Below are 25,442 nucleotides of genomic sequence, written 5' to 3'. Positions count from 1 at the left end.
GCCAGCCCTTAAACAGGCTGGCTTTTTTGTGCGTTTCTCGGACGAGTAGTGTAAATTTTAAAAGAGTGGGGGGATAAAAATGTGGGAGCGGAAAATTGTTACGGCTTCAATGACGGCACTGATTTATGCGTTCTTATTGGCCGCTTTTGTTGTCCTATCGCTAGAATCGGATAGCGGAGGACTATGGGATAACGTGAACGGGTTGCTACTGTTGACGGCCGTTTATTTAGCGTATAGCTTCCCGGCTATCGTCACTTACGGCGTTTTGACGTCAATATTCAGTGACTGGTTGGCGCGCCGTGTACCGAAGCGGTTTGAGACAATCGTCTCGTTTGGATTACATATCGGATTCGGGCTCGTTTTACTTTGGCTCAGCCTAGGGGCGGCCGTTCTGTTCTGGACGATTGATCGCTGGTTGAAACATAAAGGCCGTCGATTTGAAAGCAGACAGGCGTTGTCTAGTCTGGTCGTGCCTGCCGGTGTCTTATTAGCGGTCGTTGGGATTGTTTACTTTGTCGGCATGGTGCAAGATGTCGTGCGTCATCTGTACGGGTGAAAATCGGACGAATAGGGAACAGGGAAAGGAAGTTTATCGACATGGAGGAGGAATCGTGATGAAATGGATGATCTATGGCGCGAACGGCTATACGGGTGAACTGATTGCCCGGCAAGCAGTAAAAGAAGGGATGACACCGGTGCTCGCAGGGCGGCGTGCGGACGCGATCGAGCGGCTCGGCGATGAGCTCGGATGCGAGACGCGTGTCTTTAGTCTGTCGCTCGACAAAGCGAAGCAGGAACTCGCTGACATCGACCTCGTCTTGCACTGTGCTGGACCGTTCGCCGATACGAGTCAGCCGATGGTCGAGGCGTGCCTTGCGTCACAGACTCATTACCTCGATATTACCGGGGAAATTGAAGTATTCGAATACATTCATTCGAAGAAACGGGCCAAACTCGCGCAAGAAGCCGGGGTATTGCTGTGCTCGGGTGTCGGCTTTGACGTCATCCCGACCGACTGTGTGGCCCGCAAGTTGAAGGAACTCATGCCGGACGCGACGAATCTCGCCCTCGGCTTCTCGGCCGCTGCCGGTATTTCGCGCGGAACGATGAAAACAGCAATCCGTGGGCTCGGCTCGAGCAGTGCCGAGCGGAAAGACGGAAAACTGTCGCCGTTCCCGCTTGGGGCCAAGCGTCGACAAATCGACTTTGGGCGCGGCAAGAAAACAGCGCTCGCGATTCCGTGGGGTGACGTCTCGACCGCGTATTATACGACGGGAATCCCAAACATCACGACATGGATCCCAGTTCCCCCAGTGGCCGGATATGCGTCTCGTCTCATGTCGTTCTTTAGTCCGATTCTTGGTAGTGACGCTGTCCAAGGACGTCTCTTACGCTATGTCGATGAACATATTAGCGGACCGGATGAGGCGGAGCGGGACGGGTCGTCGACGTATGTTTGGGGCGAAGCAACGAATGCAGACGGACACAAATATATCGTTCGCATTCAGACGGCGAGCACGTACGCCTTCACCGTCTATGGCGCGCTCGAGGTCGTGAAACGTCTCGTCGGTTCAAGCCGGGTCATTCCTGGAAGCTTCACACCAGCGATGTTGTTCGGCTCGCATTTTATCGAAGAAATCGAAGGGTCATCCTCGTTCGTGATTGATGAAGTCCGCCTTTAAAGCGTTGCCTTGTAACGGAATCACAACATGTTCGTAATTGAAGTGTGGTAAACTCAGGGAAGATTAGAGGGAGGGAATGAGATGAAACGCTTAGAACTAGCCAGGCGCATCGAACGCATCAAAGCGGAAGGGACGTCTGCCTACATCAGGCATCGAAAACAGACCCCTCCCTATGAAGGCTCGGAGTTAATCGTTGAAAATAAAGGTCATGTGTTCCGGATGGGGAATACGAGTTTTGCGGTCGGGTTCGGCTTGAACCGTCCGACGAGCTTTTACGATCTGCACCAAATGGAGAAGTGGGTCCGTGGTAAGAACGTGTCCCGCCTACATATTGAGGTGTGTCCACTCGCGGACATGTCGCTCATTCGCCTGCTGCAGGAACGAAACTATACGCTCGATCACTTTCTCGACGTCTGGTTGCTCGATGTGAACACGTTTGAGTTGCCAGAGAGTGAAGCGACACGTGTCGAACGTGTGCACGCCGATAACGTGAACGAATGGGCTCGGGCGATCGCGACAGGATTCGCCGAGACGGGGAGCGTCCTGCAAGAGACGATTGATACGGCGAAAGGGTTTTATGCGTTACCGGAAAACCAGGCGTTTCTCGTCCGTGAAGACGAGACAGCGGTCGCCGGCGGTATTCTCGCCGTTCAGGATGGGATGGGGGAACTGTTTTTGACGAGCACGATTCCCGATTATCGGGGAAAAGGGTATCAGACCCAACTCATTTTAGAGCGAGTTGCCGCGGCAAAAGCGATAGGTTGCGAGTACGTGACGGTGACGACGAAAGTCGATACCGCCTCGGGACGCAACATGGAGCGCCTTGGTTTTACACCGTTTTATCAAAAAGCAGTCATGAAAAGTCCGATCCTCAAATAAACAGGTCGCCCCGCGGGGCGACCTGTTGTCGTTAGAGTAGTGATTCGGCACCGTCGACGTAAACTTCTGATCCGGTGACGTGGCTCGACATATTGCTCGCAAAGAACAAGACGACGTCGGCCACTTGCTTCGCCGTACCTGATTTTCCGGCGAGCGGTTGGTTGCCTTCTGGATATTCGATCGGGATGACGATTTCTTCAAGTAACGCGTCGTCCCGGTTCGTCGAATCATCGATGTTCGTATCGATTGCACCCGGACAAATCGTGTTGACCCGAATACCGAACTGGGCGAGCTCGGCCGCGGCCATTTTCGCAAAACCGGTCTGGCCGGCTTTCGTCGTCGCATAGCCGCTGAAGCCAAAGTTTTTAAAGAAACGGTTCCCGTTGATCGACGACGTGATGATGATGCTGCCGCCTTTCTCTTTCAAGTAAGGGATTGCATGTTTCACGGTCAAGAACGTGCCCGTCAAGTTCGTCTCGACGACCCCGTTCCAATCTTCGAGTGACAAGTGCTCGATTGGTGTGATCGTCCCGTTCCGTCCCGCGTTCGCAAACACGATATCGACATGTCCGAACCGTTCGACCGTCTGTTCATAAGCACGTTTCATCTCGTCTTCGTTTGAGACGTCAGCACTAATTCCGATGGCGCGGTCCTCGCCGATTAAGCTCGCGAGCTTCTCGGAGTCCTCTTGGTTCAAGTCGACGATGGCGACTTTTGCCCCTGCTTGGACGAACCGGATGACAGCGGCGCGTCCGATTCCTGACGCCGCTCCTGTGATAAACGCGACTTTACCCGACAACAATGTATTTGAAATCATGTATTTATCTCCTTTCAGCTACCTGTTGTCATATTCCACTGTTCTATAAAAATTAAGCCCGTTTTCTTGAAAAAAGATGATTCTTCGTTCAATCAGACGTTACATGAATCGATAGCGCGATGTTGAGCGTCGCATCTGGGTCAAGCTCGATAGTCACATGTTGACCGGCGCGAAGTTCTTGCACGTCGCTAGCAAGACCCGTCACTTCCGTCTGGTCATTAACTAGAATCGTATGCAATTTGATTTCATCCATATCCGTCTCGGCTGGACCAATCATCAGTTGAGGGATTTCAATCCGTTCGATGCGTCCGTCGAGCGTGTGATCGTTCCACGTGCTCACCCAATAGACTGCTAACAAAAAAAGACCGATGAACGCGAAGGCAAAGATGAGTCTAGCTCTCATGGTGATCCTCCTCTGCGGTACCCCGGTGCGATGGTTTCCATTAGTTATTTACCCGGAATCAGGAATTTATGTAGGCTGATTTTTACAGGGATTTGAATGACAGATGCGGAATATAGTAAAACAATTTGCGGAGTGGAGGCGCTGACGATGGTTCTAGTCGGGATGGTTGGGTTAATCATTTTAGGATTGATTGCTTTCGGGTGGTGGACGATTGGGTTTCCCAGACGGAGGGTGTGGGGTGGGCTGATCATGCTAGTGGTTTCCTTCCTCTTTTCGCCGCTACTGCTCGTCGCGAGCGGCGAGCGCTACGGATTTGATGGCATCGTGGCCGGATTGGTCGCGCTGTTCTGTATGGTCGGGGGCGGTTTTTTCTTCACGACACTTGGCTGGACCGGTCGTCACCGAAAAGTCAGGAAAGTCCGGACATTGTCGGAAGACCCTGATCTGTTTTAGTTTAGGTTGTCGTTGCCCCTTCGAAACCCGTACAGTAAACGTATGGAACAAAATGGAGGGATACATGTGTCGACACTGATTAAACCGACCGCGTTACGGCCGGGCGATACGATTGGGATTATCACGCCGTCGTTTCCGGCGCCAAACCGCTTTCCCGAACGTTACGAGCGGGGGATTGCTCAACTGAGACGAATGGGCTTTACCGTTCGTGAAGGCAGCTGCACATATCGTACAGAAGGCTATCGGTCTGCTTCAATCAAGGACCGAGCCACGGAATTCAATGACTTGTTGCGTGATCCTGACGTCAAAGCGATCATCAGCACGATTGGGGGAACGAACTCGAACTCGCTTCTGTTATATATTGATTACGAAGCGCTGCGTCGACATCCGAAAATTATTATGGGTTACAGCGACGTCACGGCGCTCTTGCTCGCCTGCTACGCGAAGACGGGCGTGACGACGTTTTACGGCCCGGCGATTGTTCCGTCGTTTGGAGAGTATGAGACGATGTTAGCGGATGGGGAGCGCTACGTCCGAAACGTGCTCTGTCTAGAGCGCGAGGCACCTTATTCACTCGACGTGCCACGGGAGTGGACTGAAGAGATGCTTGACTGGATGACGCAAGATCGGCCAAAGATGCTTCGTCCGAATGACGGATGGCTGTCGCTACGAGATGGCCGGGCACAGGGTAAATTGGTAGGTGGTAATTTGAACACGATGTCGGGCTTTTTGAAGTCAGAGTTCTTCCCGGACATGGAGGGCGCCATTTTGTTTCTCGAAGATTCGTTCAAGACGATGGCGGACGAGGAACGGTCACTCAGTATGCTCAAGCTGGCCGGTGTCTTTGATCAAATCAATGGCCTGATCATCGGAAAACATGAGCATTTTGATACGCTAGGGGCACCGTTTTCGTTCGAAGCGCTCTTGCTTGAAGTGCTCGGTGACGTCGACTTCCCGATTTTGACGAATGTCGATATCGGGCATACGTTTCCGTCACACGTCTTCCCGATTGGCATCGACGTCGAGCTCGATGCGACCGCCGGGACGATCACCTTTTTAGAGAATGGAGTGACGATATGATTGAATTCATTACCGTGGTCGACCGGACACGTAAAAGAATCGGGTTGAAGTCCCGGGCCGACGTCCATCGTGACGGCGATTGGCATGAGACGTTTCACTGCTGGATGATTGACCCGACGCATCTTTACTTACAGCTCCGCAGCGAGACGAAACAAGATTTTCCAGGACTGTTCGACATCACGGCAGCAGGGCATCTGGCTGCCGGAGAAACCGTTCGCGACGGAGTCCGTGAGATACAAGAAGAGCTCGGGATTGAACTGTCACTTGAGCAACTCCACCCGCTCGGCGTCTTTGAGGACGTGATTGAGACGGGAGCGTTTCTAGACCGGGAGTTCGCCCATACATATGTCTATCCGTACGCTGGGGAGGCGTTCACGTTAGACGTTGACGAAGTAGCAGACGTCGGCAAAGTTGACTTCGAGGCGTTCGTCGCCTTGCTCGACGGTTCGCGCGAACAGATTGAGGCAACTTCGGTCGTAACCGGAAAGACGTTACGCGTGACGAAAGAGACGCTCGTTCCACATCCAGACACATACTGGAACCAAGTTGTTGAAGGGGTTCGGACATTTTGGGAGAAAGCAGAAGGCCATGATGATTGATATCATCTGGCGACTGTTGAACGGATTGCTCGTGCTAGGTTTAGGAGGAGTTCTAGTTTGGTGTTTTCGCAAGTGAAGAGGGGGAAGTGACGAGATGGAAGTTGTACATCCAGTAACACCGCTCGAGATCGAGTCGGCGCGCTTACGATTGCGGGCACCACGGCTGAGTGGAGACGAGCATGTCGTGAATGCGGCGATTCGGGATTCGCATGAGGAGTTCCGGCAGTGGTTGCCGTTCGCTCAAACGGTCCCGACGTTAGAAGAGACCGAGATCAATTTACGACGTGCCCACGAACTCTATGTAACAGGGGAGAGTTTTCGCTATCTCATCTTTTTACGAGACACGGGAACGTTCGTCGGCACGGTCAGTCTGCAAGGCATCGACTGGGACGTCCCGAAGGCAGAAATCGGGTACTGGCTGCATTCAATACATACCGGACACGGATACATGAGCGAAGCGGTCGAGGCGGTCACGCGGTTCGGGTTTACACATTTCGGATTCAAACGGATTGAGATACGTTGTGAGTCGACGAACCGGGGCAGCCGGATGATACCAGAACGTCTAGGGTTTCAACTCGAAGGCATACTGAGGAACGACGACTTGTCCGCCGATGGCAACCGCCTGACCGACACGGCCGTCTATGCGATGCTGCCCGGTGAACTCAAACCGTCAGCGACATGATTCGTTGTTCGCCGACGGGTCCGGTCATACGACGTCCCGTATCCTTAAATCCGACAGTTTGATAGAGTGCGAACGCCGCTTCATTTTTCAAATTGACGGACAGCACGACTTGTCGCTTGTCAGAAAAATGGTGACGGACGTACTCCGGTAGTTGCTGAAGCGCCGACTTGGCGTACCCGTTGTTTTGCGCCGGATGATTGATGGAAAAAATCGATAAGAGCAAGGCGTTCGGATTGTCCGTGTACGATTGGACGCGCTCGGTGTCGTGCAACAAAAAGAAGCCGACGGGTATGTCGTTCACAATGACGACGGGGTGCACACCGTCCGGGATTATCGAGTCGATATCTTTTGGCAACGTCGTATATTTCTCTTGATCGAGCGGCAGCGTGAACGTCTCGAGGACGGGCCAGTGTTTGTCTTGAAGCGGTTCGAGTGTGACGGATGACATCGTTATTCCTCCCTCATTAGAAGTAGCGCACTTTCAGTATACAAAAAATGAATGGGAAAGGACCAACTATGGACCAACAGATCTCGTATCAACAAAATGCACCACTATCCGACATGTATCAAGCTTTCATGGACGGGTTTTCTGATTACATAATTCGCTTTGACATGGATGCGGCAGGATTCGAATCGACCTTCCTCGTCCGGGATCAAAATCAATCGTCACGCTCCATCGTCGCGTATGCGGACGGACGTCCGGTCGGTGTCGTCTTGAGTGGGGTGGCCCATTTAGAGACAGGTTGGGTCACGCGTTGTGGTGGTCTGGCGGTCTCCCCTGCGTTTCGAAAAATAGGGATTGCCCGCGAGTTGATGCGCCGTTTTGACGAGCAGGCAACGGGGACACGTCTACTTGAAGTCATCCAAGGCAACGACGCGGCACTCGCTTTGTACGAGCGGCTCGGGTACGAGACGGTGCGCGAAATCTTTTATTTCGACTCCGTTCCGACCGAAACGGAAGCGACACGCGCGATCGAACCGATCGTGACGCTGTTCGATCGCTATTACCCGTCGGCATCACACCGGCCGATCTGGCAAACGGACGCCCGGACGACCCAGCAACGAGCCGAGCTCGTCCGGATCACAGAAGGCGACAAAACAGGGGCGCTCTTGTTCCGGTCAGGCGTCCTCCTCGACATTTTCGGCCGGGATGAGGATGCGGAATGGCTCCTACGGGCGGCCGCAGCGAATGGACCGATCAAGTTGACGCTCACGTCGGATCGTCCTGAATTGATCGAGGCGGCGCGAACGCTCGGGTTCAAGCAAGATACCATCGCCCAGTTTGAGATGGTGAAGCGCGAGACAGGTGTCTGATGAGACGTCTTCTTCCCATGTTGATGGTCGGTCTCATCGTCGGAAACTTGTTCACGATTCTCGGATTGACGACGAACTTGTCTCCGTCAATCGACCGTGTCTTTCTGTTCGGGGGCCCGGCGGTGACGTTTATAACTGCTGTGGGTATTGTCTTTGTCGTCCTAAAAATGAAGCGAGACAAACGGTGATGAACTATTCGTGAAGTTTGTGAGAGTGCTTGCTCACCGTTTTGAAATGTTAGACATATAAATGAAATGCTTCATATATTGAACTTTTCAGGTAGGGATGCTATATTCGCACTTGTAGCTTTTTATATAGCTAGCGAATCATCCTATTTGGAGGTTTTATCAATATATGTGGAAACAACTTTTACTAACTGTCGGTGTCGGCGTACTCGTTTTGAATGGGCCAGCGTCGGCCTCAGCAGATCAACTTACCCCGCAAGAGCTCGTCAAGACGACGAAGTCTCTTCAGAAGATAGAGCGTGATGTTCGCGCATCAAAGCAAGCGGTTGAAAAGGCGGAACGTCACGTGCAGGCGGTCGATGAACGGGCGGATGCGCTTCAAGCTAAACTAGATCAAGTAAGCACTCAGCTCGAAGCGTATGAAACGGCTTCGACCCCTGAAGAGACGTCTTTGTTTAAACAAGTACTGTCGTCTGTCCTTCCTAGCGCGAAGGCGGAAGCGGCGGAATCCGAAAAAGCCGAGACAGATTTAAAAGCGAGAGAAGCCGAAGCTGCTCGAGCGTTAGACGAATTGAGTGATCAACAGGCCGAAGTGAAGGCCGAGCGGGAACAGGCGAAGGCTTCACATGCGGCAGCGTATAAGCAGTTGAAGGCACAAGCTGCGCAATTAACAGATTTGAAGAAGCAAAAAGCAGCCATCGCACCAGATCAGTTTATGATTCCGGCGACGGGACGTCTGTCACAAGGGTTCGGCCCTGCTAGTGGACAATTCGGTTATACGTTCCACAACGGGATCGATATCGCCGCCAAAGTCGGGACACCGATTCACGCAGCGGCTGACGGTAAGGTCATCGACGTCAAGACGAGCGGTCCTTACGGCAAGCACGTCTTCATCGAGCATGACTTGAACGGACAGAAGTGGACGACCGTCTACGCTCATATGCATAAAATCGAAGTGAAGAAAGGCCAAGCGTTGCTTCAAGGTGAAGGCATCGGCCAAATCGGCAACACGGGCAACTCTTCGGGTCCTCACTTACATTTCGAGGTGCATCAAGGAAAATACGGTTACTCGTCAAGTTCGGCCGGCAATACTGTCAATCCGATGGACGTAGCAGAAGTACTCGGCGGCACATCACCAATCAAAGCTGTTTATTGACACGACGCGGCGTAGCGTCGTGTTTTTTTGCGCAAAAAAAGCCGCATTGCAGCGGCTCTCGTTCATTCGCGGGTTGGATCGTGATTGCCTTTGGTGTCGGCGATTGTATCCGAGCTTCCGAAGTCTTCGACTTGGCTGAAGGCGTCAGTACTTTGCCCGGCGTCATCTGTTCCGTCGAGCTGTTTATGGGCAGCCGTCTCAGACGCATTGAGGACATCTTCTTCGACCGGACGATCGAGGTTTGTTTGATGCTCTTGTTCTTCCTGCTCACGTGCATGTTCGATGCAAAGCGTCGCTTCTGGGAGGATCTCGAGCCGATCGAGTTCAATTTCTTTCCCGCACACTTCACATTTTCCGTACGTCCCGTTTTTGATGGCGAGAAGCGCCTTATCGACGTCCGTTAAAAATTCTTCGTCGAGTTCAGTGAGTGCGTGGTCACGTTCGCGTAAAAACAGCTCTTCTCCCGAATCGGCGGGATGGTTGTCATAGTGCGACAACTCTCCTTCGTCGTAAACTTCTTCACGATTTTCCAGATACCCTTCGGTCTTGGCTTTCTCTTTTAGTAGACGTTCTTTGAACGTATCGATTTGTTTTTGTGTCAACATACGGTCCACTCTCCAGTTCTGATTTCATTAGTATAAGCATTTCCCATTTTGCGACGCGACAAACCTTTCTGTCGGCAAAGCGGATTTCTAAAGACTTGAGAAAACGGGTATGATGACAATGAGTGTCAATTGTCGTGGAATAAGGAGGAAGCAACATGAGAAAAGTTGAGGTTGTGGAATACGATACAGCATGGACGGAAAAGTTTGAGGACGAGTCGAGCAGGCTCGAACGATTGCTCGACGGTGAACTGATTGTGATTCATCATATCGGCAGCACGTCTGTCCCGGGTCTTGACGCCAAACCGATCATCGATATCATGCCGGTCGTTCGCCAAATCGAACGCGTCGATGGATTGATCGGCCACATGGAGGCCCTCGGTTATCGCAGTTTCGGCGAGCACGGTATTCCGAGACGGCGCTTCTTCGCCAAAGGTGAGGACGTGCGGACGGTCCATGTCCACGTCTTCGAGGAAGGGGACGAAGGGGTCGTCCGGCATTTGGCCTTTCGGGACTACTTGATGGCGTTTCCGGACGTACGTGCCGAATATGCCGCTCTCAAACAACAGCTCGCGAGCCAACATCCGGAAGATATCGAAAGCTACATCCAAGGAAAACAAGAATGGGTGTCCGAAACGGAGCGAGTGGCGACGCTTTGGTATTTGTCCCAGCAACAGAAATGAAACTTTTTCTCGCTTCATCTCGTAACGATAGATAACAAGTTGAGGGGGAAACAGGATGAAGCAATTTCTTGGGAAATGTATCGAGTACGCGTTTGTCGCGCTCGTATTCATCGGATTATTCGTCGGTCTGCGCTATGGGGTCCATCAGTTCGTCCCGGCAACGGAAGAGATTCAACGTTATACTTATCTCGTCTTAGGGACAGCCGTTCTCGTGTTTCCGGCTTCGTTGTTCGGCGGCTATTTTCTCGCCCGTCCGATTCAGCGCCGGTTGAACGGAACAGAGACGGTCAGTTCGAACCACGTGTTGCGTGGTGATGAAAAGCCACACGGAATCACGGAAGATCGAAACGACACGCACACTGGGGGCGGTTAATGATGCGCTTGCGCCCCACTAGGTCGGCTTTCGAGCGAAACGTCAAATCGTCGTGAAGCACCTTTAGAAAGGGGAGACGGGTCATGACGCGGCGCCTCGTGCTATTTATCGTGTTGACGTTCGCGTGGTCATGGTCATGGTGGGGTCTGAACATCTGGCTCGTCCGCTCGACCGGTGCTTCGTCTTCGCTGCTGCATTTCGCTGGGGCGTTCGGACCGCTCGTCGCGGCATGGCTGACGACGGCTTGGACGGATGGGTGGTCAGGGTGTCGTCGATTGTTTGAGCGCGCCTATGGCCGCTTGACGATTCGCTGGACGTTACTCGCCATGTCTCTACCCGTTTTGTTTTTCGCAATCGGTGTCCTCGTCGTCAGTATGATGCCGGAAGTCTCAAATAGTTCGAATTGGTTTGCCAACGACAAGCTTCCGGACTGGTCGCCGTTTGTGTTATGGCTCATTTGGGTGGCGACATACGGGTTTGGTGAGGAGAGCGGGTGGCGTGGGTATTTGCTGCCGACACTATCAGAACGGATGGCGGTCCGACCGGCGACGCTCGTGGTCGCGCTCGTTTGGGCGCTTTGGCATGTGCCCGTCTTTTTATACGACCCAGATTTTCAAGACATGTCGGTGTTCATGATTGCCGGTTGGACGATTGGACTTATCTTCGGCTCCTTCTTTTTAGGCTGGTTGACCGTTCAGGCTGACTTCAGCATCTGGCCGGCCATCCTATTTCACGGAACGTTCGATTTTTTGAGCGCCGGAGATGCGTTGCCGGACTTCATTCCGGCGATCTCATCGGTACTTTTGATTGGACTCGTGCTCGTATTGGCCCGTCGTTACGACGAGCAATTTCATAAACGTTGAAAGTAGGGATTGGATGGAAACGGTTATTTTAGTGATTGGGATCATCGGAGTGATTTCTTTAATGTTTTTCATGTCGAACCAGTGGATGGGATACAGCAAAGGCAATATCGTCATGACGCTCGATGATCATCACACGGACTTGAATCAATACGTGCCGGCGATTTTGACGAAACTCTATGAGGACGGCAAGTCGGCCCATTATCTCGGCGACCGGAAGTTTGAGGTGGACGGGAAACGATACGTCCTCGTCGAACGGACCGTACCAATCGGTCGGGTTCCGACCCAGCAGACGGTACTCATGCCGGATAAAACGAAGTAAAGCCACGCTGCTGCGTGGCTTTTTGTTATTGTGCCGGGGGTCCAAAACTACCGGCATGATAATCGCGGAACGCTTGGCGAATCTCGTCCTCGGTATTCATGACGAACGGACCATGGGCGATGTAGTCCTCACGGATCGGCTGTCCTGAGTAGACGAGCAAGCGGGCCCGTGACGTCGCTTTGACGCGGATTGCGCTCATGCTGTCTGCTGTTTCGTCGTACGTGAGCGTCGCCACGTGCGTTTTTGCGAGCGGGGTCGCCGACGTGCCGAGCTCGACTGAACCGGCGAGCACGTAGACGAATCCGTTATGGTTTGTCGGCAAGACGTGCTCGTAGACGGCACCGGCTTTCAGACTGATTTCGCTCATCGTGATCGGCACGAGGCTGTTCATCGGCCCCGTTACCCCGGCGACGTCGCCGGAGTAGACGCGCATCTGCCCGCCGTCGATTGGTACGACCGGGGCGTCTTCGACATATACGTTCTGATAGGATGTCGTCGTCGATTTGAGCGATTTTGGCAAGTTGAGCCATAGTTGCAGCGTATGGATCAAGTCGTCATCGACGGCTTCCTCGGCATGCCGGGCTCCCCAACCGGCGTTCATATATTGAACGTCACCGGCGTCTAAAACCGAATGGCCGCCATGGTTGTCAATATGCTCGAGCCGACCGTCGATGACGTACGTGATCGTCTGAAACCCGCGGTGCGGATGGTCAGAGAACGTGCCACGCTTGAACCAATCCTCGGCCATTAAAATAAACGGGTCGAACTCGTCTTTTCGTTCCGGGGGTAACACCCACCCTTGTTGGACGTGCGGATAGCCGTTCTGTTTATACGCGACTTGCCAGTGTGCGGCGACATCGCGGTCAAATCGTTTCGTCATCAGACCATCTCCTTCGAAAGCGTTTGGCTCCATTGTCGCACATGGTCGATCTAGAAACGGGTGATTTTGCTCTCTGAACGTGCAAAGACAGACGGCCAGGAGACCGTCTGTCAATAAGGGGCGAGCGACAGCCAGGTGGCGCTGTCCTCGGAACTGAGTTTGTAGTGGTTACCTTTGGTCGTGACATAGACGTCCGTCTTTTTGGAACGTTCATGGAGCGTCACGTCGAACGTTTGGGACTTAACGCCTTCGGCCAAGGTGAATAGCGGATATGCGGCCGCCTCACCGTTCCGCTTGACGCGTTCGGCCCGCTGCAGCATCTGTTTAAGCGTTTCTCCGTCGGCAGTGGTCGTCTGGATGGCGTCCAAATGATGAAGTTCGGTCTTACCGGAGAGCGACGTCTTATGGAAATAACCGATGGTCGCTTCCTCGACTTCTTCTGTTGTTGCTGCGTCGACTTCTGACTGTGTCATCATCACCGGCGGTTCATAGGAGAGCGAGATCGTTTGTTTCACCGTTTCCCCGCCAACATCATAAGACAGTTCCCAAAGCGGGTATGTTTCTCCGAACTTGAGTTCGTCAGGCAACGGATAGACGGTTGAAAGTGTCGGGATGCCGCCATCTGGAACAGAATCGAGCGACCCGTATGCCATGTTGTTTTCAGAAGATCGAATCAAGAGCGGTTGGACAACCCCGTCCATCTTGACGAGATAAAGCGACAGCGTCATCGTCTTCATGTTCGGGTCAAATGGGTGAAAAGATGTCGTCGACGAGTCCTGCGTCTTCACTTCTAGAGCGAGTGAGGCGAAGAGGGGAGAATGCAGCGCAACAAACGGTGAATCGAATGGGATCAATTCGAAAAACGGATCGTCTTCAAGCTTGGTTTCGGTCGTTTGACGCATTGCATCGGACACGCCCACTGAACGCGGTCGGAGCGGTTCGGGCTCCGCTTCATGCCGAGCGGCCGGGAGGAGATCGGCATCGATCAGTTTCACATATTGGCTAACGTCAGTTTGACAGTAAGCGTATGTCGCCTCGTCGTCATGGAACACGGACATCGTCGTGAAGTTTGACGAAAAACGTGAGAAACTGCGATACGTCGCGTCATAGACGAACGGTCGGTCCGAGATGGAAGCGGCGCCGGTGTCGTCACAAATCGTATGCACGGCAATCTGTTCCGTTTCGTCGAGCTGCATCGACTGTTGGTCCGGTTCATAATGATAGCCGTCGAATAGGATGGGGCGAACTTTGAGGTCGAGCGCGGACTCTTGTTCTGTGCAACCGGTCAAGATGATTGTCGCCATGAGCAACGTTGTGATGCCGATGGTTCGCACGCCATTTGCCCCCTTTACTCCATGAATTGGGCCTGCCACTTGGCCGCATCGTCGCGGAGTAGCTGGAAATGAGACCCAGTCTTCGTATTCGTCAAAAACACGTCATTTCCTTCATAGCTGACGTCGAACGTTTGTGCACATATGCCTTCGAAGACGGTCAAATAAGGGGTCGAGGCAGGTGTGCCGGCTTTCGAGACGGCTTTCGCGCGCTCGATCGCATTGAAGATGAATTGCGTATCGTCAGCTGTGGCGTGGCTTAAAAACGGCTCGTCTTTCGATTCCGTACCGATCAAGGCGAGCTCGTGAAAGATGACGTGCCGGCGGTGGTCGAATTGTTGGCGCATTTTGTTCTTCAAGCTATCCCCGCGCAACAAGGTTTCTTCTTTATAGGTGATCGACACGACTTGTTTATGGGCTTTTCCATCGCGGGTGAACGAGAAGCTGAACAACGGATAGCGTTCGTTCGCTACGAGTGTCGATGGGAGCGCACTTGCTTGCCGGACTCCTAGAAAACGGTCGAACGTCGCGTCAGGTGGTCGGATCACGTCGTGATAGAGCTCTTGGTTCGACGAGGTGTAAATGCCGTAGCGCTTTTCGCCATCAGCCGACTCGGTACCAAATCCAATCGAGAGAAACGGCTGTCTAGAAGATAAATCAATAGGGACCACGAGGGTCTCGGCCGTGTCTGTTGACTCGAAAGTGAACTCATATGAACCGTTGAACGGCATCGTCACGTGGACTAGCGTTTGCTCGAGAGCAGTCCGGAGAGGATACGGTTCGTTGCCGACCGGTTTGTCCATCTCGTTTAGAAATTGAAGCCGTTCGTGCGGTTGAGCGTTTCGCAGTTTCGAGATGGACGGATAAGTGACAGACAAGTCTTGAAAAGCGGTGAGACTGTCGGGAACGGATGCGACTTGTTTGATATAAGTGATTGTGCCTGCCTGACATTGCACATAAGACTGATTCTCCACTTCAAAGAATGTAGCGGTCGGGAACGCTTCGGTTGACGTTGTCGTCGTCAACGGCTGCGTCAACGTGACCTTTCCGACTAAACGGCGATCGCCGGCGGGAACGTTCGTGATCGCATCTTCTGGATAACAAGCATCGAGCACGTTCGTCCGGTCGGACTCGGTCATCTCGATCTGTTGCCCCGAAGGAAGCGTGGCGCGACCTTGATAATACTCTGGAGCTGTATGTAAACGAAAAGCATGTTCTTCCTCACATCCAAATAGGAATGACAAAATGGCAAGCGTACAGAAAAGCAGGTACTTTTTCACAGCGGTGCACTCCTTCGATGAATAACTTTCATCATTTTAGCACCAATTTTTTGTGACTTTAGTCTTAGGAAAACTAATGTGTTTTTTTAATAAAAAAGCGAAAAACCCGCTCGACTTGAACTGAGCGGGTCCGGTTTACACTTATGGATAAGAAATGGAATTTCTCGATTTAAACGTTGTCGATTTTTGATGAATGAACCTTTATATAGCGTCATTGCTAAAAAACGAACGGAAAACGTTGAAATAGAGTATGGGTTTTGTAGGTATTTATTGGTTTTTATATTCCTTTAGTCGACGTCGCGACCGCGTGAAGCTTTCAAAATTTCGAACCATTCTTCACGGCTGAGCTCAATTTCAAGTGCGTCGACGCCAGTGCGGACTCGTTCAATTTTCCCAGAGCCGATGATCGGCATGATATTGACCGGATGTTTGAGCAACCAAGCATAGACGATTGAATCGATACCGCTAGCGTCATGACGGATGCGGATCTCTTCAAGCTTTTCACGAAGTGGCGCGTAGTCGTCTGCAGAGAACAACTGGCCTCCGGCGAGCGGGCTCCAGGCCATGAGCGGCATCCGCTTTTCGTGACATAGGTCGACAGAACCATCTTCGAAATGTTTCAACTGCATCGGCGAGAGCTCGAGCTGGTTCGTCACGAGTTTGAACGGTAACCGTGACTGCAGCAGTTGCTGTGTCGACGGTGCGTGGTTCGAGACGCCGAACGTCCGAACTTTTCCGCTCTGTTGCAACGTGATGAACGCCTCGGCGACTTCATCTGGATCCATGAGCGGATCGGGACGATGGATCAAAAGTGTATCAATCTGGTCAATCCCGAGCTCGCTCAAAGAACGTTCGGTTTGGCTGATGATATGCGCTTTCGTCGTATCGTAATGATTGAGCGTTTGGCCGGGGTTGAATGAGCCGGTCAATTTGATGCCCGTCTTCGTCACGATTTCGATTTGGTCACGAAGCGAAGGTTTGAGGCGCAACGCCTCTCCGAATAATCCTTCACACGTATACCCGCCATAAATGTCGGCGTGATCGAACGTCGTGATGCCGAGCTCGATACATTGCTCGATGAACGTGAGACGCTCCTGTGGGCTCATCTCCCATTCGGCGAGACGCCACATTCCGTGGATGATGCGTGAGAACGATAAGTCTTCCGTTAGTGCGATTCGTTGCATAATCGATTCCTCCTAATTGTCTGTCGCTTTCATTATACGGGTATTGTCCAACAGCGTCACTTTCTGCGCGCGAGCAGGGATGCTGAAACAGGGTCAATCGTGACGGAATCCGTTATGATAGACGAGAGACAAACAGAAAGAGGAGTTCTTCATGAATCGTTATGAAATTTATGCGGACGTGTCGTTCGAACAAGACGTTCACGAGACGCGTGTCACCGCTTATCACCAAGACCTCGAGCTGCATGGGATCGGACGGAGCGCCGCCGTATTTCGCGTGAAAGACACGCGACTCGTCATCAAAGTGTTCTTCCCGGGCTATACTCAAATCGCGGCGGAAGAAGCCGTGATTTATCGTACGCTCGAAGGGCTGCCCCAGTTCCCATATTTGTACGAAGTCGGGCCGAACTATATCGTCATCGATTATATCGAAGGTAAGACGCTGTTCGAGTGTTTGACCGAAGGGATTTGGATTGACGCGGCGTACATCGAGCAAGTCGACGAGGCGCTGATTAAAGCGCGGCAGCTTGGACTGACCCCGTCAGACGTACATTTGCGCAACATCATCCTCAGTCCGCAAGGCCGCATCTATTTGATCGATTTGGCCCGATTCCGGCAAGGGCAACATATCGACCATCAATGGGAAGACTTGAAACGGATGTATCGGCTCTACCGGCTCCGCTTCGTGCCGAAACGATATTCCGAGCGGCTGTTGAACGGCATCGCCTATTTATACCGCACGTTTGTCAACGATCCGAGACGTTAGTCGAAGGTCGTTTTTCTTTTGGCGATTAGGGAACAACAGTAACGTATCGTTGTCGTGTCACTAAAAAAGGAGGACGTCCGAATGGCTCACCGAATTTATGCGAATGAACTCGAAACGTTGCATGACTGTGTGGAGACGTGTAACTACTGTCTTGAATCGTGTCTTGAAGAGCGCGATGTGAAGATGATGGTCGATTGCATCCGGCTCGACCGCGAATGTGCCGCTATGTGCTCGTTCCTCGCCGAGGCGATGACACGGGATTCGGCGTTCGTGCCCGAACTCGCACGGGCTTGTGCGGTCATGTGTAAGGCGTGCGCCCAAGAGTGCGAAAAACATAAGCACGAGCACTGCCAAGAGTGTGCGCGCGTTTGCTTCGAATGCGCTTCGATGTGCGACCGCTTAGCAGCTTGAGCGGAATACGGTCAGTCGACGCGGCTGACCTTTTTTTGTGGAAAATGCGTCGCGACGTGTGTTTTGAGAGCGAGATACGTATAATGAAGAAAACTCATGAAAGTGGTGTATGTATGATCCGTAATTGCCGTCGTGACGACCTTCAAGCCATCTTACATATTTACAATGACGCCATCGTCAACAGTACTGCCGTCTATCACTATGAACCGGTGACGCTTCAAAATCGAGTCGCCTGGTATGAAGATAAAAAAGCGTCTGGACACCCCGTCATCGTCTGGCAAGACGGCGACGTCGTCATGGGTTTCGCCACGTTTGGCCCGTTCCGTCCATGGCCAGCTTATCATTACACGATCGAACATTCTGTCTACGTCCATCCGGGCTATCGCGGCAAAGGTGTCGGCAACAAGTTGCTTCGTGAAATCATCCGCATCGCGGAAGCGCGTAACTATAAGACGATGATTGGCGGAATCGATACTGCCAACATCGCGAGTATCAAAGCGCATGAAAAATTGGGCTTCGTTCATTCAGGGACGATCAAACGAGCCGGCTACAAATTTGGAAAATGGCTCGACTTGTCATTTTATCAATTGGATTTGACAGGTCCAGAAACACCGCAAGAAGGCTAAATGTTGTCTATCGACATTTCTGAAATACGGTATACTGGCAACAGTGAATCGAATGGAGGAATCAAGATGACAGAACTACCGAATTGCCCAAAATGTCAGTCGGCCTACGTCTATGAAGATGGCGCTTTGCTCGTCTGCCCGGAATGTGCTTACGAGTGGTCACCGAGCGAGGCGGCCGAGGCCGAGGCCGACGCTGAGGTTAAAGACGCGAACGGGAACGTGCTCCAAGATGGAGATGCGGTCACGGTCATCAAAGACTTGAAAGTGAAAGGTACGTCACTCGTCGTCAAACAAGGGACGAAAGTGAAAAGTATCCGCCTCGTCGACGGTGATCACGATATCGATTGCAAAATCGATGGGTTCGGCGCGATGAAGCTCAAGTCAGAATTTGTCAAGAAACTATGAAAAAACTGTTTCGGTCCACGGACCGAAACAGTTTTTTGTATTACGAGAAGAACGGCTTGTATTCACGGCGTTCATGCATGACAGATACCCATTGGAGCGTCGTGAACTCCTCGAGCACCCATTCGCCGTTGAAGCGGCCGAGCCCTGAGTCTTTCTCACCGCCGAACGGTAAGTGCGGCTCGTCATTCACCGATTGGTCGTTGATGTGGATCATCCCGGTCTCGACGCGGCGAGCAAACTCGGTCGCCCGGTAAATCGAACCGTGGACGGCGCCGCTAAGACCATATGGGAGTTCGTTCGAGATATGGAGCGCTTCTTCGTCGTCTTTGAATGACAAGATGACGGCGACCGGTCCGAAGATCTCATTTTTGGCGAGCGGCATGTCGTTCGTGACACCGCTAAGGACCGTCGGCTCGAGCACGTTGCCGTTCGCTTTGCCACCGACGTGGAGCGTCGCCCCGGCGTCGACCGTCTGATCGATTTGGTCGAGGATACGATCGATTTGATCATGGTCGATGAGTGGTCCGACCTGTGTATCGGCTTCATTCGGATTTCCGAATTTAAGACCGCGGACGCGTTCGTTAAACCGTTCGAGGAACGTGTCATGAATCGATTCGGCGACGAGAATCCGGTTCGTCGACATACAGATCTGACCTTGATGGAAGAACTTGCTGTAGACGGCCGACTCGACAGCGCGGTCGATATCAGCATCGTCTAGGACGACGAAGACGTTGTTGCCACCAAGTTCAAGCGCGGTCTTCTTCAACAGACGTCCGGCCTTCTCGGCAATGCCTTTCCCGACCTCGGTCGATCCCGTGAACGAGATGAGTTTTGGGATCGGGTGTTCGACGATGGCATCGCCAATCTCAGAGCCGCGACCGACGACGATATTCAAGACGCCTTTCGGAAGCCCGGCTTCTTCAAACAATGAAGCGAACAGGAGCCCGCCTGTGACCGGTGTCGCCGTCGCTGGTTTGACGACGACGGTGTTGCCGGTCGCGAGCGCCGAGACGATCGAACGGACCGCGAGATGGAACGGGAAGTTCCATGGGCTGATGACGCCGATGACGCCGAGCGGCTTCCGGTAGACCCGATTCTCTTTGTTCGGTACGATCGATGGTTTGATCAGACCGTCCATCCGGAACGGGAACGTCGACGCCTCTTTAATGATTGCCATCGAGGCAGCGAATTCACCTTCTGCCTTGATGCGGGTGCTGCCTGACTCTTTCACGAGCCAGTCGATGATGTCGTCTTTGTAGTGTAACGTCAGTTCAGCGAACCGCTCGATCAGGGCGCGGCGCTCTTGCGGCAGCATGACCGCCCATTCGCCTTGCGCTTCCTTAGCTACCTGATACGCCTTGTCGAGATCGGACTCGTCTGCTGACCGAATCGAGAACAGCCTCTCGTCCGTGAACGGGTTGACGTTGTCGATCGACTTGTCGCTCGAACCGTCTACCCACTGGCCATTAATGTACATCTTTGTAAAATCGGTATGCATAACAACACTCCTTTATTTTTTCTTCACCTTAAGAAGTATTCACCTGATTTAAAAAATTAAACCTTTCGATGCGCAACTATCTTGTTTTACAAAGTAGTTGCAATTGAAATCACCTTCCATTACTATTATGTATAACAAGATAGTTTGGAGAAAGTGAGGTCACGCCATGGCGATGAGTCAAATGTTGAAAGGTCTGCTCGAAGGGTGTCTGCTCGCCATCATCGCAAAAGGGGAGACGTACGGCTATGAGATGTCGGAGAAACTTCAAGCGTACGGTTTCACGATGGTGAGCGAAGGCAGTATCTACCCGGTTCTGTTACGGATGAAGAAAGAGGGGTGGGTCGAGACGGTTCAAAAACCTCTGCCTTCAGGAGGTCCGAAACGAAAGTATTACGTATTGACGGAAGCTGGGGAACAGGAATTAATGGTGTTCCGGAAGCGTTGGGCAGATGTGTCGAGCGGTGTCGACCGCGTACTAGGAGAGGGGAATGAACGTGGAACTTTCGAAAAAGAGTCGTGATTTTTTAGATGATTTGGCGGTCTATCTCATGTCGAGTGGGAAATCAGAACGTGAAGTGAAGGACGTGACCGAAGAATTGAAAGACCATTTAGAAGAAGCGGAGCGAGCAGGGAAAAGCGTAGACGATGTCGTCGGACAGAGCCCTGAGGCGTATATGCGCCAACTCGGGAGCGAGATGGCGTTTGACGTGAAAGGGGTAGTGAAAGTTGTCGGCATGATCATTCCGAGCGTATTCGCCTACATCATCATCGGAAACTTTATTCAAGGAGAGATGACGTTCTCGACGGTCCAACTGATCGGCTTCCCACTCGTCGCCGTCATACTTTTACTCGCCGTGACACAAGTGTTCCGTAAGATGTCGACCGGTTCGTCTCGCGGCAAGATGAAAACTGGGTTGACGTATGCCGCGCTCGGTGCATTGCCGATGACGCTATTCCTAGGCTTGATGACTTTCGACCTGCTCGTTGAGACACCGAAGATCACGTTTGGGACGGTCGGGCAGTTCGTGTTGTTCGGGCTAGCAGTGCTCACACTCGTCATCGTGTCGGTGTGGACGAAGACGTGGATCAATCTGATTATTCCACTTCTACTGTTTGTGCCGCAATATGTGTTCGCGCAAACGAGCCTGCCGCTTGAACAACAGTTGATTTTCTCAATGATGGTTCTGTTCGTCGGCATGGGAATCGTTATGTTCGTCTGGTGGAAAAAGAATCAACAGGAGGAAGTCTAAGACGTTTGTCATAGATGCTAGCTCGATTGTTAGGCATCGCTTGGACGGTCTTGTTCGTTATCGGTGTCGTCTTGGCATTCTTTTATCATTCTAAATTTCGAAAAGTGTGCGAGTCTGCTTAATGACGGGTTCAGCTGGGAATAGGAAACTGTACGCCAATAGAGAAAGAAGGGGTTCCCATTGCCAGTCAATCCAACGATTCAATTTTATTTGGATCAATTTTAAAATCAGATGTCACCCACATATGAGCAAATGAACCCACTCGAGTTAAGACGACAGGAAGATGCAGTGCTGACGAGGTTCCAGCATAAAGAGCACGTTCACGAAGTCGAGGACTTGGATCTCTCGCTCCCAGGGCGTACGCTCCCGATTCGGATTTATCGGTCAGGAGCAACGACCGCCCCGGCACTTGTCTACTATCACGGCGGCGGTTACGTCACCGGCAGCATCGAGACACACGATGCGATTTGCCGCACCCTCGCGAACGAGGCGGACTGTACCGTCATCTCGGTCGGGTATCGCCTCGCGCCGGAACATAAATTTCCAGCCCCGGTCGAAGACGCTTACGATGCACTCGTTTGGATCGGGGAACACGCTTCGGAATTAAACGTAGATGCGTCACGACTCGCCGTCGGCGGCGACAGTGCCGGCGGGACGCTCGCCACGGTCAGCGCATTGATTACGAGTGAGCGCGGGGGGCCGTCACTCGTTCATCAGCTCCTGTTTTACCCGGTGACCGGGACCGAAGAGAACTTGCCGTTATCTTTGATTGATTACGCTACCGGCTACTTGCTTGACGAAGGGTTGATCCGTTGGTTCCAGCAGCAATATTTTAATGACGAAAATGAGTTGACACATCCGTATGCGTCGCCAATTTTGTCCGATCGCTTAGAACAACTGCCTGCGACGACACTACTGACGGCCGAGTACGACCCGCTCCGTGACGTCGGGCGGGCTTATGCGAACAAATTGATCAGCCTCGGTGTCCCGGTGACGTATAAAAATTACGGGGGGCTGATCCACGGCTTCACGAACTACTATGCGTTCGTCCCAGAGGCGAAACGGGCGGTGAAAGAGGCGGCTCATTGTTTAAAAACAGCGTTTGAGAACCAAAAAAATATTCTTGGATAAGAGAAGAGGACCATTCTGACCTATTGTCGGAACGGTCCTCTTCTCTTATGAGTACGCTCGCACCATCAGACTCTGTTGCAAGGCGCGTTATTTCATGCTTTCGATAAACTCGGGAAGCGACAGCCTTCCGGGAAAAGGTGGCCGTCACTCATACGGATCATCCATTGTCCGTCACGTGCACGTGACGCACGTCGTTCGACATCGGCCAAGTCAGGTGTGAATTCAAAGACGATTTCCGCGATCCCATCAAAGGAGAGCCGTGCCACGACGTCACGCATATCGACAGGCCGAGGCGACAGCACCGCGAACAAATGCAGACGCGTGCGCTCAATAAAATAGATGACATGCATGTCGTCGAAGCGATAGACGTCCTCGTTCAGGCCTTGATAGAAACTGAACATCCAAATATGCATGTCGTCCGTCGTATAGAGCCGGGGTGAGTACGGGAGCGACTCCAGTTTGAACCGACGCCACCGTTCGGCGTCGACGTCGACGTGTTCGAGAGGGGGCGCCGAGCCCGACACGGAGACAAATAGCTCCGGTTCGCGTTGGACAGTGAACCCTTGCTTCTCATAAAACGTTTCGAGGCCCTCGTTACAAGCTAAAATATAAGGCAATCCATCGGCGTCATGTTGTTTGAAGAGGTGCTTGAAGACGCGGGTGGCGAGTCCTTGTCCTTGTCGGTCCTCGTCCGTCATGACCGTCCCGATTTGATACATCTCACGAGCGGTTCCGTCCGTCACGAGGGTCATCCGGCTCATGCTGACGTTCGAGATGATGTTCCGGTAGAACGTCAACGAATAACAGCGATAGCGGTCGGTCCATTCTCCATCCAAATACCATCCGCGAAAATCGATGCCGAACATTTCATCGGTCAAGTAGAAAAATGATTCACGTTCTTTATCTGAATACTCGAGATTGGTGATCGGTCGTTTAGCCATGGGACTCACTCCTTGTTTTGAACTTCTCGGCCTGTTCCTGTACATTAGAGGCAGAGAGGGGTAATTCAAATTATGAAACGGTATGAAGCTATTTTATTTGATGTCGACGATACGTTGCTAGACTTTAAACGGAGCGAGCACGTCGCCTTGGAGCAATTGCTCGCCTCACATAACGTCCGGATGACCGATGCGTTAAAACAACAATACGTGACGATCAACAACGGGCTATGGCGCGCGTTTGAACGCGGTGAGGTCGGACGGGAAGACGTCTTGATGGGCCGCCACACGCAACTGTTCGACACGCTCGGCATCACGATCGATGCGCATGAAGTCGAACAGCGCTATCGAGACCATTTGCACGACGGGGTGCACATCATCGACGGGGCACTCGAACTCGTGCAAACGCTCAGTGAACAGTATCCGCTCTATATCGTCACGAACGGTGTGACAGAGACACAGTTCAAGCGGCTTGAGGCGTCGGGGTTGCTCCCGTATTTCAAGGACGTGTTCGTCTCCGACGCGACGGGATCGCAAAAGCCGATGAAACCGTTCTTCGATTACGTGTTCGAACGTGTCCCGAACGTGTCACCCGAGCGCGGACTCATCGTCGGTGACTCGCTGACGGCGGACATCGCCGGAGGACGCATGTACGGCCTCGATACGTGCTGGTACAACCCGCATGAGGTTGCGGCGACGGTCGAGACGACGTATGAGATTCAAGATTTGAACGAGTTGAAATCGATTTTATAAGGCTCAGCGGTCGATAAAGTGTGGTGGGAGCGACTGCGGCAACGCATAGAGCGTCTCCGGAAAGAGTCTCAGTTCACGGAGTGACTCGAGCGGCTGCCAACGATAGATGAGGTGATCTCCTTCTGGTCCGTGAAAGTCCCCGGTCCGGAGCGGGAGGTCACCCGATACATAAAAATACATGCCGATCTCGTGAACCGTGCGTTCTAAGTACGTGAAGAAATTTTCGGAGACGAAAGCGAACGTCGTTCCCGTCAGTGTCGCGTTGAGCTCTTCTTGCAGTTCGCGCATCAAAGCGAGTTCGGCTTCTTCGCCGATGCCGACGCGGCCGCCCGGCAACGCCCAAAAGTCATCATTTGCGTTCCGATGAATGAGCAAACGACCATCTTGGACCCAGATGCCGGCGACGCGGTAGTTGAACGTGCGCTGATCGGTCGGAAATACGATATCCATCTTTCATCACTCCATTCCTTTAGCTACAATTAGTATACGCCAAGGAGGCAGGACATGTTTCAATTAAATGAGTCTTACGAAGGACAAGATTTTCGCGAGTCCTCGTTCCGTGACCTTCAACTTTCACACGTGACGTTCGAGAACTGTCGGTTCACATACATCGACGCGACCGAGTTCGAGACCGAGCAGTGCCGCTTCATCAACTGTGACTTTACCGACTCGAAATGGAACGCATCGCGCCACGTCGGCAGTTCGTTTTTAAACTGTCAATTCAATGGGGCGAATTTGTTTTTAACATAATTAAGCGAGAATTCTCCCACCTCTAAGCGTCTGGGGCGAGGCCCGGCGTAGGTGGGAGATGAATCGCCCGTACATAAACCTCTTGGCCACCCCTGTGACAGATATGACGAACAGAAGTTCGTGATTCCGTCAGATTTCCCTTCCCCCGCCGC

34 protein-coding genes are annotated in these 25,442 nt (G+C 52.4%); 23 read left to right on the top strand and 11 right to left on the bottom strand.

The window, feature by feature from the left end; genetic code table 11:
* The first annotated feature begins 79 nt into the window (after nt 1–79).
* The 3 genes from KNP77_RS14610 (at nt 80) to KNP77_RS14600 (ending at nt 2,561) form a co-directional block, all read left to right on the top strand.
* Nucleotides 80–556, top strand: a complete 477-nt coding sequence (locus KNP77_RS14610; RefSeq protein WP_214891483.1) for a hypothetical protein — start codon at nt 80–82, stop codon at nt 554–556.
* Between the two features lie 58 nt (nt 557–614).
* Nucleotides 615–1,682, top strand: coding sequence for a saccharopine dehydrogenase family protein (locus KNP77_RS14605; RefSeq protein ID WP_070329293.1), 1,068 nt, complete (start codon nt 615–617; stop codon nt 1,680–1,682).
* Between the two features lie 81 nt (nt 1,683–1,763).
* Nucleotides 1,764–2,561, top strand: a complete 798-nt coding sequence (locus tag KNP77_RS14600; RefSeq protein ID WP_214891481.1) for a GNAT family N-acetyltransferase — start codon at nt 1,764–1,766, stop codon at nt 2,559–2,561.
* A gap of 31 nt (nt 2,562–2,592) precedes the next feature.
* On the opposite strand, the gene KNP77_RS14595 is transcribed toward KNP77_RS14600, so the two are convergent.
* A complete protein-coding gene (locus KNP77_RS14595; protein ID WP_214891479.1) occupies nt 2,593–3,378 on the bottom strand; it encodes an SDR family oxidoreductase in 786 nt (261 codons plus the stop codon).
* A gap of 88 nt (nt 3,379–3,466) precedes the next feature.
* Nucleotides 3,467–3,781: a hypothetical protein gene (locus tag KNP77_RS14590; protein ID WP_070329290.1), complete on the bottom strand. Its 315-nt coding sequence runs from the start codon at nt 3,779–3,781 to the stop codon at nt 3,467–3,469.
* A gap of 162 nt (nt 3,782–3,943) precedes the next feature.
* Here KNP77_RS14590 and KNP77_RS14585 point away from each other — a divergent pair, with 162 nt between their 5' ends.
* From KNP77_RS14585 to KNP77_RS14570, 4 genes are all read left to right on the top strand, one after another.
* A complete protein-coding gene (locus KNP77_RS14585) occupies nt 3,944–4,234 on the top strand; it encodes a hypothetical protein (RefSeq protein WP_131504983.1) in 291 nt (96 codons plus the stop codon).
* A gap of 75 nt (nt 4,235–4,309) precedes the next feature.
* A complete protein-coding gene (locus KNP77_RS14580) occupies nt 4,310–5,314 on the top strand; it encodes a S66 family peptidase (RefSeq protein WP_214891498.1) in 1,005 nt (334 codons plus the stop codon).
* On the top strand, nt 5,311–5,913 hold the full coding sequence (locus tag KNP77_RS14575) for an NUDIX hydrolase (protein ID WP_214891477.1): 603 nt from the start codon (nt 5,311–5,313) through the stop codon (nt 5,911–5,913). The genes KNP77_RS14580 and KNP77_RS14575 overlap by 4 nt, the downstream gene beginning before the upstream one ends.
* Nucleotides 5,914–6,007: 94 nt before the next feature.
* On the top strand, nt 6,008–6,595 hold the full coding sequence (locus KNP77_RS14570) for a GNAT family N-acetyltransferase (protein WP_214891475.1): 588 nt from the start codon (nt 6,008–6,010) through the stop codon (nt 6,593–6,595).
* Here the strand turns inward: KNP77_RS14570 and KNP77_RS14565 are convergent.
* Nucleotides 6,576–7,043, bottom strand: coding sequence for a GNAT family N-acetyltransferase (locus tag KNP77_RS14565; protein ID WP_131504981.1), 468 nt, complete (start codon nt 7,041–7,043; stop codon nt 6,576–6,578). The two genes, KNP77_RS14570 and KNP77_RS14565, sit on opposite strands and share 20 nt — an antisense overlap.
* Nucleotides 7,044–7,111: 68 nt before the next feature.
* Here KNP77_RS14565 and KNP77_RS14560 point away from each other — a divergent pair, with 68 nt between their 5' ends.
* The 3 genes from KNP77_RS14560 to KNP77_RS14550 all read left to right on the top strand — a co-directional run bounded on the left by KNP77_RS14560 (nt 7,112) and on the right by KNP77_RS14550 (nt 9,250).
* Nucleotides 7,112–7,909, top strand: a complete 798-nt coding sequence (locus KNP77_RS14560) for a GNAT family N-acetyltransferase (protein ID WP_214891473.1) — start codon at nt 7,112–7,114, stop codon at nt 7,907–7,909.
* 17 nt (nt 7,910–7,926) lie between these two features.
* Nucleotides 7,927–8,097: a hypothetical protein gene (locus KNP77_RS14555; RefSeq protein WP_161566978.1), complete on the top strand. Its 171-nt coding sequence runs from the start codon at nt 7,927–7,929 to the stop codon at nt 8,095–8,097.
* Between the two features lie 166 nt (nt 8,098–8,263).
* Nucleotides 8,264–9,250, top strand: coding sequence for a M23 family metallopeptidase (locus tag KNP77_RS14550; RefSeq protein WP_070329284.1), 987 nt, complete (start codon nt 8,264–8,266; stop codon nt 9,248–9,250).
* Between the two features lie 62 nt (nt 9,251–9,312).
* Here KNP77_RS14550 and KNP77_RS14545 read toward each other — a convergent pair whose 3' ends face one another.
* Nucleotides 9,313–9,855, bottom strand: a complete 543-nt coding sequence (locus KNP77_RS14545) for a TraR/DksA C4-type zinc finger protein (RefSeq protein ID WP_214891471.1) — start codon at nt 9,853–9,855, stop codon at nt 9,313–9,315.
* Nucleotides 9,856–10,010: 155 nt separating this feature from the next.
* On the opposite strand from KNP77_RS14545, the gene KNP77_RS14540 reads away from it, so the two are divergent.
* From KNP77_RS14540 to KNP77_RS14525, 4 genes are all read left to right on the top strand, one after another.
* Complete coding sequence (locus KNP77_RS14540) at nt 10,011–10,535, top strand: GrpB family protein (RefSeq protein WP_071398548.1); 525 nt, start codon at nt 10,011–10,013, stop codon at nt 10,533–10,535.
* 55 nt (nt 10,536–10,590) lie between these two features.
* A complete protein-coding gene (locus KNP77_RS14535; RefSeq protein ID WP_214891469.1) occupies nt 10,591–10,908 on the top strand; it encodes a hypothetical protein in 318 nt (105 codons plus the stop codon).
* Between the two features lie 83 nt (nt 10,909–10,991).
* Nucleotides 10,992–11,771, top strand: a complete 780-nt coding sequence (locus KNP77_RS14530; protein ID WP_214891467.1) for a CPBP family intramembrane glutamic endopeptidase — start codon at nt 10,992–10,994, stop codon at nt 11,769–11,771.
* A 70-nt stretch (nt 11,772–11,841) separates the two neighbouring features.
* On the top strand, nt 11,842–12,090 hold the full coding sequence (locus tag KNP77_RS14525; RefSeq protein ID WP_233589656.1) for a hypothetical protein: 249 nt from the start codon (nt 11,842–11,844) through the stop codon (nt 12,088–12,090).
* 25 nt (nt 12,091–12,115) lie between these two features.
* Here the strand turns inward: KNP77_RS14525 and KNP77_RS14520 are convergent, their stop codons facing one another.
* The 4 genes from KNP77_RS14520 to KNP77_RS14505 all read right to left on the bottom strand — a co-directional run bounded on the left by KNP77_RS14520 (nt 12,116) and on the right by KNP77_RS14505 (nt 16,765).
* Nucleotides 12,116–12,970 (bottom strand): pirin family protein, encoded by an 855-nt coding sequence (locus KNP77_RS14520; RefSeq protein WP_214891464.1) that lies wholly within the window; start codon nt 12,968–12,970, stop codon nt 12,116–12,118.
* A gap of 110 nt (nt 12,971–13,080) precedes the next feature.
* A complete protein-coding gene (locus tag KNP77_RS14515; RefSeq protein ID WP_214891462.1) occupies nt 13,081–14,304 on the bottom strand; it encodes a hypothetical protein in 1,224 nt (407 codons plus the stop codon).
* A 14-nt stretch (nt 14,305–14,318) separates the two neighbouring features.
* On the bottom strand, nt 14,319–15,581 hold the full coding sequence (locus tag KNP77_RS14510; RefSeq protein WP_353048842.1) for a hypothetical protein: 1,263 nt from the start codon (nt 15,579–15,581) through the stop codon (nt 14,319–14,321).
* A 287-nt stretch (nt 15,582–15,868) separates the two neighbouring features.
* Nucleotides 15,869–16,765, bottom strand: coding sequence for an aldo/keto reductase (locus KNP77_RS14505; RefSeq protein WP_214891460.1), 897 nt, complete (start codon nt 16,763–16,765; stop codon nt 15,869–15,871).
* A gap of 151 nt (nt 16,766–16,916) precedes the next feature.
* Here KNP77_RS14505 and KNP77_RS14500 point away from each other — a divergent pair, with 151 nt between their 5' ends.
* The 4 genes from KNP77_RS14500 (at nt 16,917) to KNP77_RS14485 (ending at nt 18,970) form a co-directional block, all read left to right on the top strand.
* Nucleotides 16,917–17,528, top strand: coding sequence for a protein kinase family protein (locus KNP77_RS14500; protein ID WP_214891458.1), 612 nt, complete (start codon nt 16,917–16,919; stop codon nt 17,526–17,528).
* An 81-nt stretch (nt 17,529–17,609) separates the two neighbouring features.
* A complete protein-coding gene (locus KNP77_RS14495) occupies nt 17,610–17,939 on the top strand; it encodes a four-helix bundle copper-binding protein (protein ID WP_070329275.1) in 330 nt (109 codons plus the stop codon).
* Nucleotides 17,940–18,052: 113 nt separating this feature from the next.
* Entirely contained in the window at nt 18,053–18,565 is a 513-nt protein-coding gene (locus tag KNP77_RS14490; protein ID WP_214891456.1) for a GNAT family N-acetyltransferase, read from the top strand.
* Nucleotides 18,566–18,631: 66 nt separating this feature from the next.
* The gene (locus KNP77_RS14485; RefSeq protein WP_070329273.1) at nt 18,632–18,970 is read left to right on the top strand and encodes a zinc ribbon domain-containing protein YjdM; all 339 of its coding nucleotides are present in this window, start codon (nt 18,632–18,634) and stop codon (nt 18,968–18,970) included.
* A 40-nt stretch (nt 18,971–19,010) separates the two neighbouring features.
* Here the strand turns inward: KNP77_RS14485 and KNP77_RS14480 are convergent, their stop codons facing one another.
* On the bottom strand, nt 19,011–20,468 hold the full coding sequence (locus KNP77_RS14480; RefSeq protein ID WP_214891454.1) for an aldehyde dehydrogenase family protein: 1,458 nt from the start codon (nt 20,466–20,468) through the stop codon (nt 19,011–19,013).
* A gap of 166 nt (nt 20,469–20,634) precedes the next feature.
* Between KNP77_RS14480 and KNP77_RS14475 the strand changes: the two genes are divergently transcribed.
* The 3 genes from KNP77_RS14475 to KNP77_RS14465 all read left to right on the top strand — a co-directional run bounded on the left by KNP77_RS14475 (nt 20,635) and on the right by KNP77_RS14465 (nt 22,849).
* Nucleotides 20,635–20,988, top strand: a complete 354-nt coding sequence (locus KNP77_RS14475; protein ID WP_214891452.1) for a PadR family transcriptional regulator — start codon at nt 20,635–20,637, stop codon at nt 20,986–20,988.
* Nucleotides 20,957–21,718 carry an HAAS domain-containing protein gene (locus KNP77_RS14470; protein ID WP_070329270.1) on the top strand — a complete coding sequence of 254 codons (762 nt, stop codon included), beginning with the start codon at nt 20,957–20,959 and terminating at the stop codon, nt 21,716–21,718. The genes KNP77_RS14475 and KNP77_RS14470 overlap by 32 nt, the downstream gene beginning before the upstream one ends.
* A gap of 231 nt (nt 21,719–21,949) precedes the next feature.
* Nucleotides 21,950–22,849, top strand: a complete 900-nt coding sequence (locus tag KNP77_RS14465) for an alpha/beta hydrolase (protein ID WP_251139112.1) — start codon at nt 21,950–21,952, stop codon at nt 22,847–22,849.
* A 92-nt stretch (nt 22,850–22,941) separates the two neighbouring features.
* Here the strand turns inward: KNP77_RS14465 and KNP77_RS14460 are convergent, their stop codons facing one another.
* Nucleotides 22,942–23,790, bottom strand: a complete 849-nt coding sequence (locus KNP77_RS14460; RefSeq protein WP_214891450.1) for a GNAT family N-acetyltransferase — start codon at nt 23,788–23,790, stop codon at nt 22,942–22,944.
* Nucleotides 23,791–23,862: 72 nt separating this feature from the next.
* Here KNP77_RS14460 and KNP77_RS14455 point away from each other — a divergent pair, with 72 nt between their 5' ends.
* Nucleotides 23,863–24,540 (top strand): YjjG family noncanonical pyrimidine nucleotidase, encoded by a 678-nt coding sequence (locus KNP77_RS14455; protein WP_214891448.1) that lies wholly within the window; start codon nt 23,863–23,865, stop codon nt 24,538–24,540.
* A 3-nt stretch (nt 24,541–24,543) separates the two neighbouring features.
* Here KNP77_RS14455 and KNP77_RS14450 read toward each other — a convergent pair whose 3' ends face one another.
* Entirely contained in the window at nt 24,544–24,990 is a 447-nt protein-coding gene (locus KNP77_RS14450; RefSeq protein WP_214891446.1) for an NUDIX hydrolase, read from the bottom strand.
* Between the two features lie 54 nt (nt 24,991–25,044).
* On the opposite strand from KNP77_RS14450, the gene KNP77_RS14445 reads away from it, so the two are divergent.
* Entirely contained in the window at nt 25,045–25,290 is a 246-nt protein-coding gene (locus tag KNP77_RS14445; RefSeq protein WP_236636013.1) for a pentapeptide repeat-containing protein, read from the top strand.
* The last annotated feature ends 152 nt before the right edge of the window (nt 25,291–25,442 follow it).

The sequence above is a fragment of the Exiguobacterium sp. s142 genome, from assembly GCF_018618455.1.
Classification (GTDB): domain Bacteria; phylum Bacillota; class Bacilli; order Exiguobacteriales; family Exiguobacteriaceae; genus Exiguobacterium; species Exiguobacterium aurantiacum_A.
Note: the sequence above shows the minus strand (reverse complement) of the source record. Positions and strands in the feature narration are given on the sequence as shown.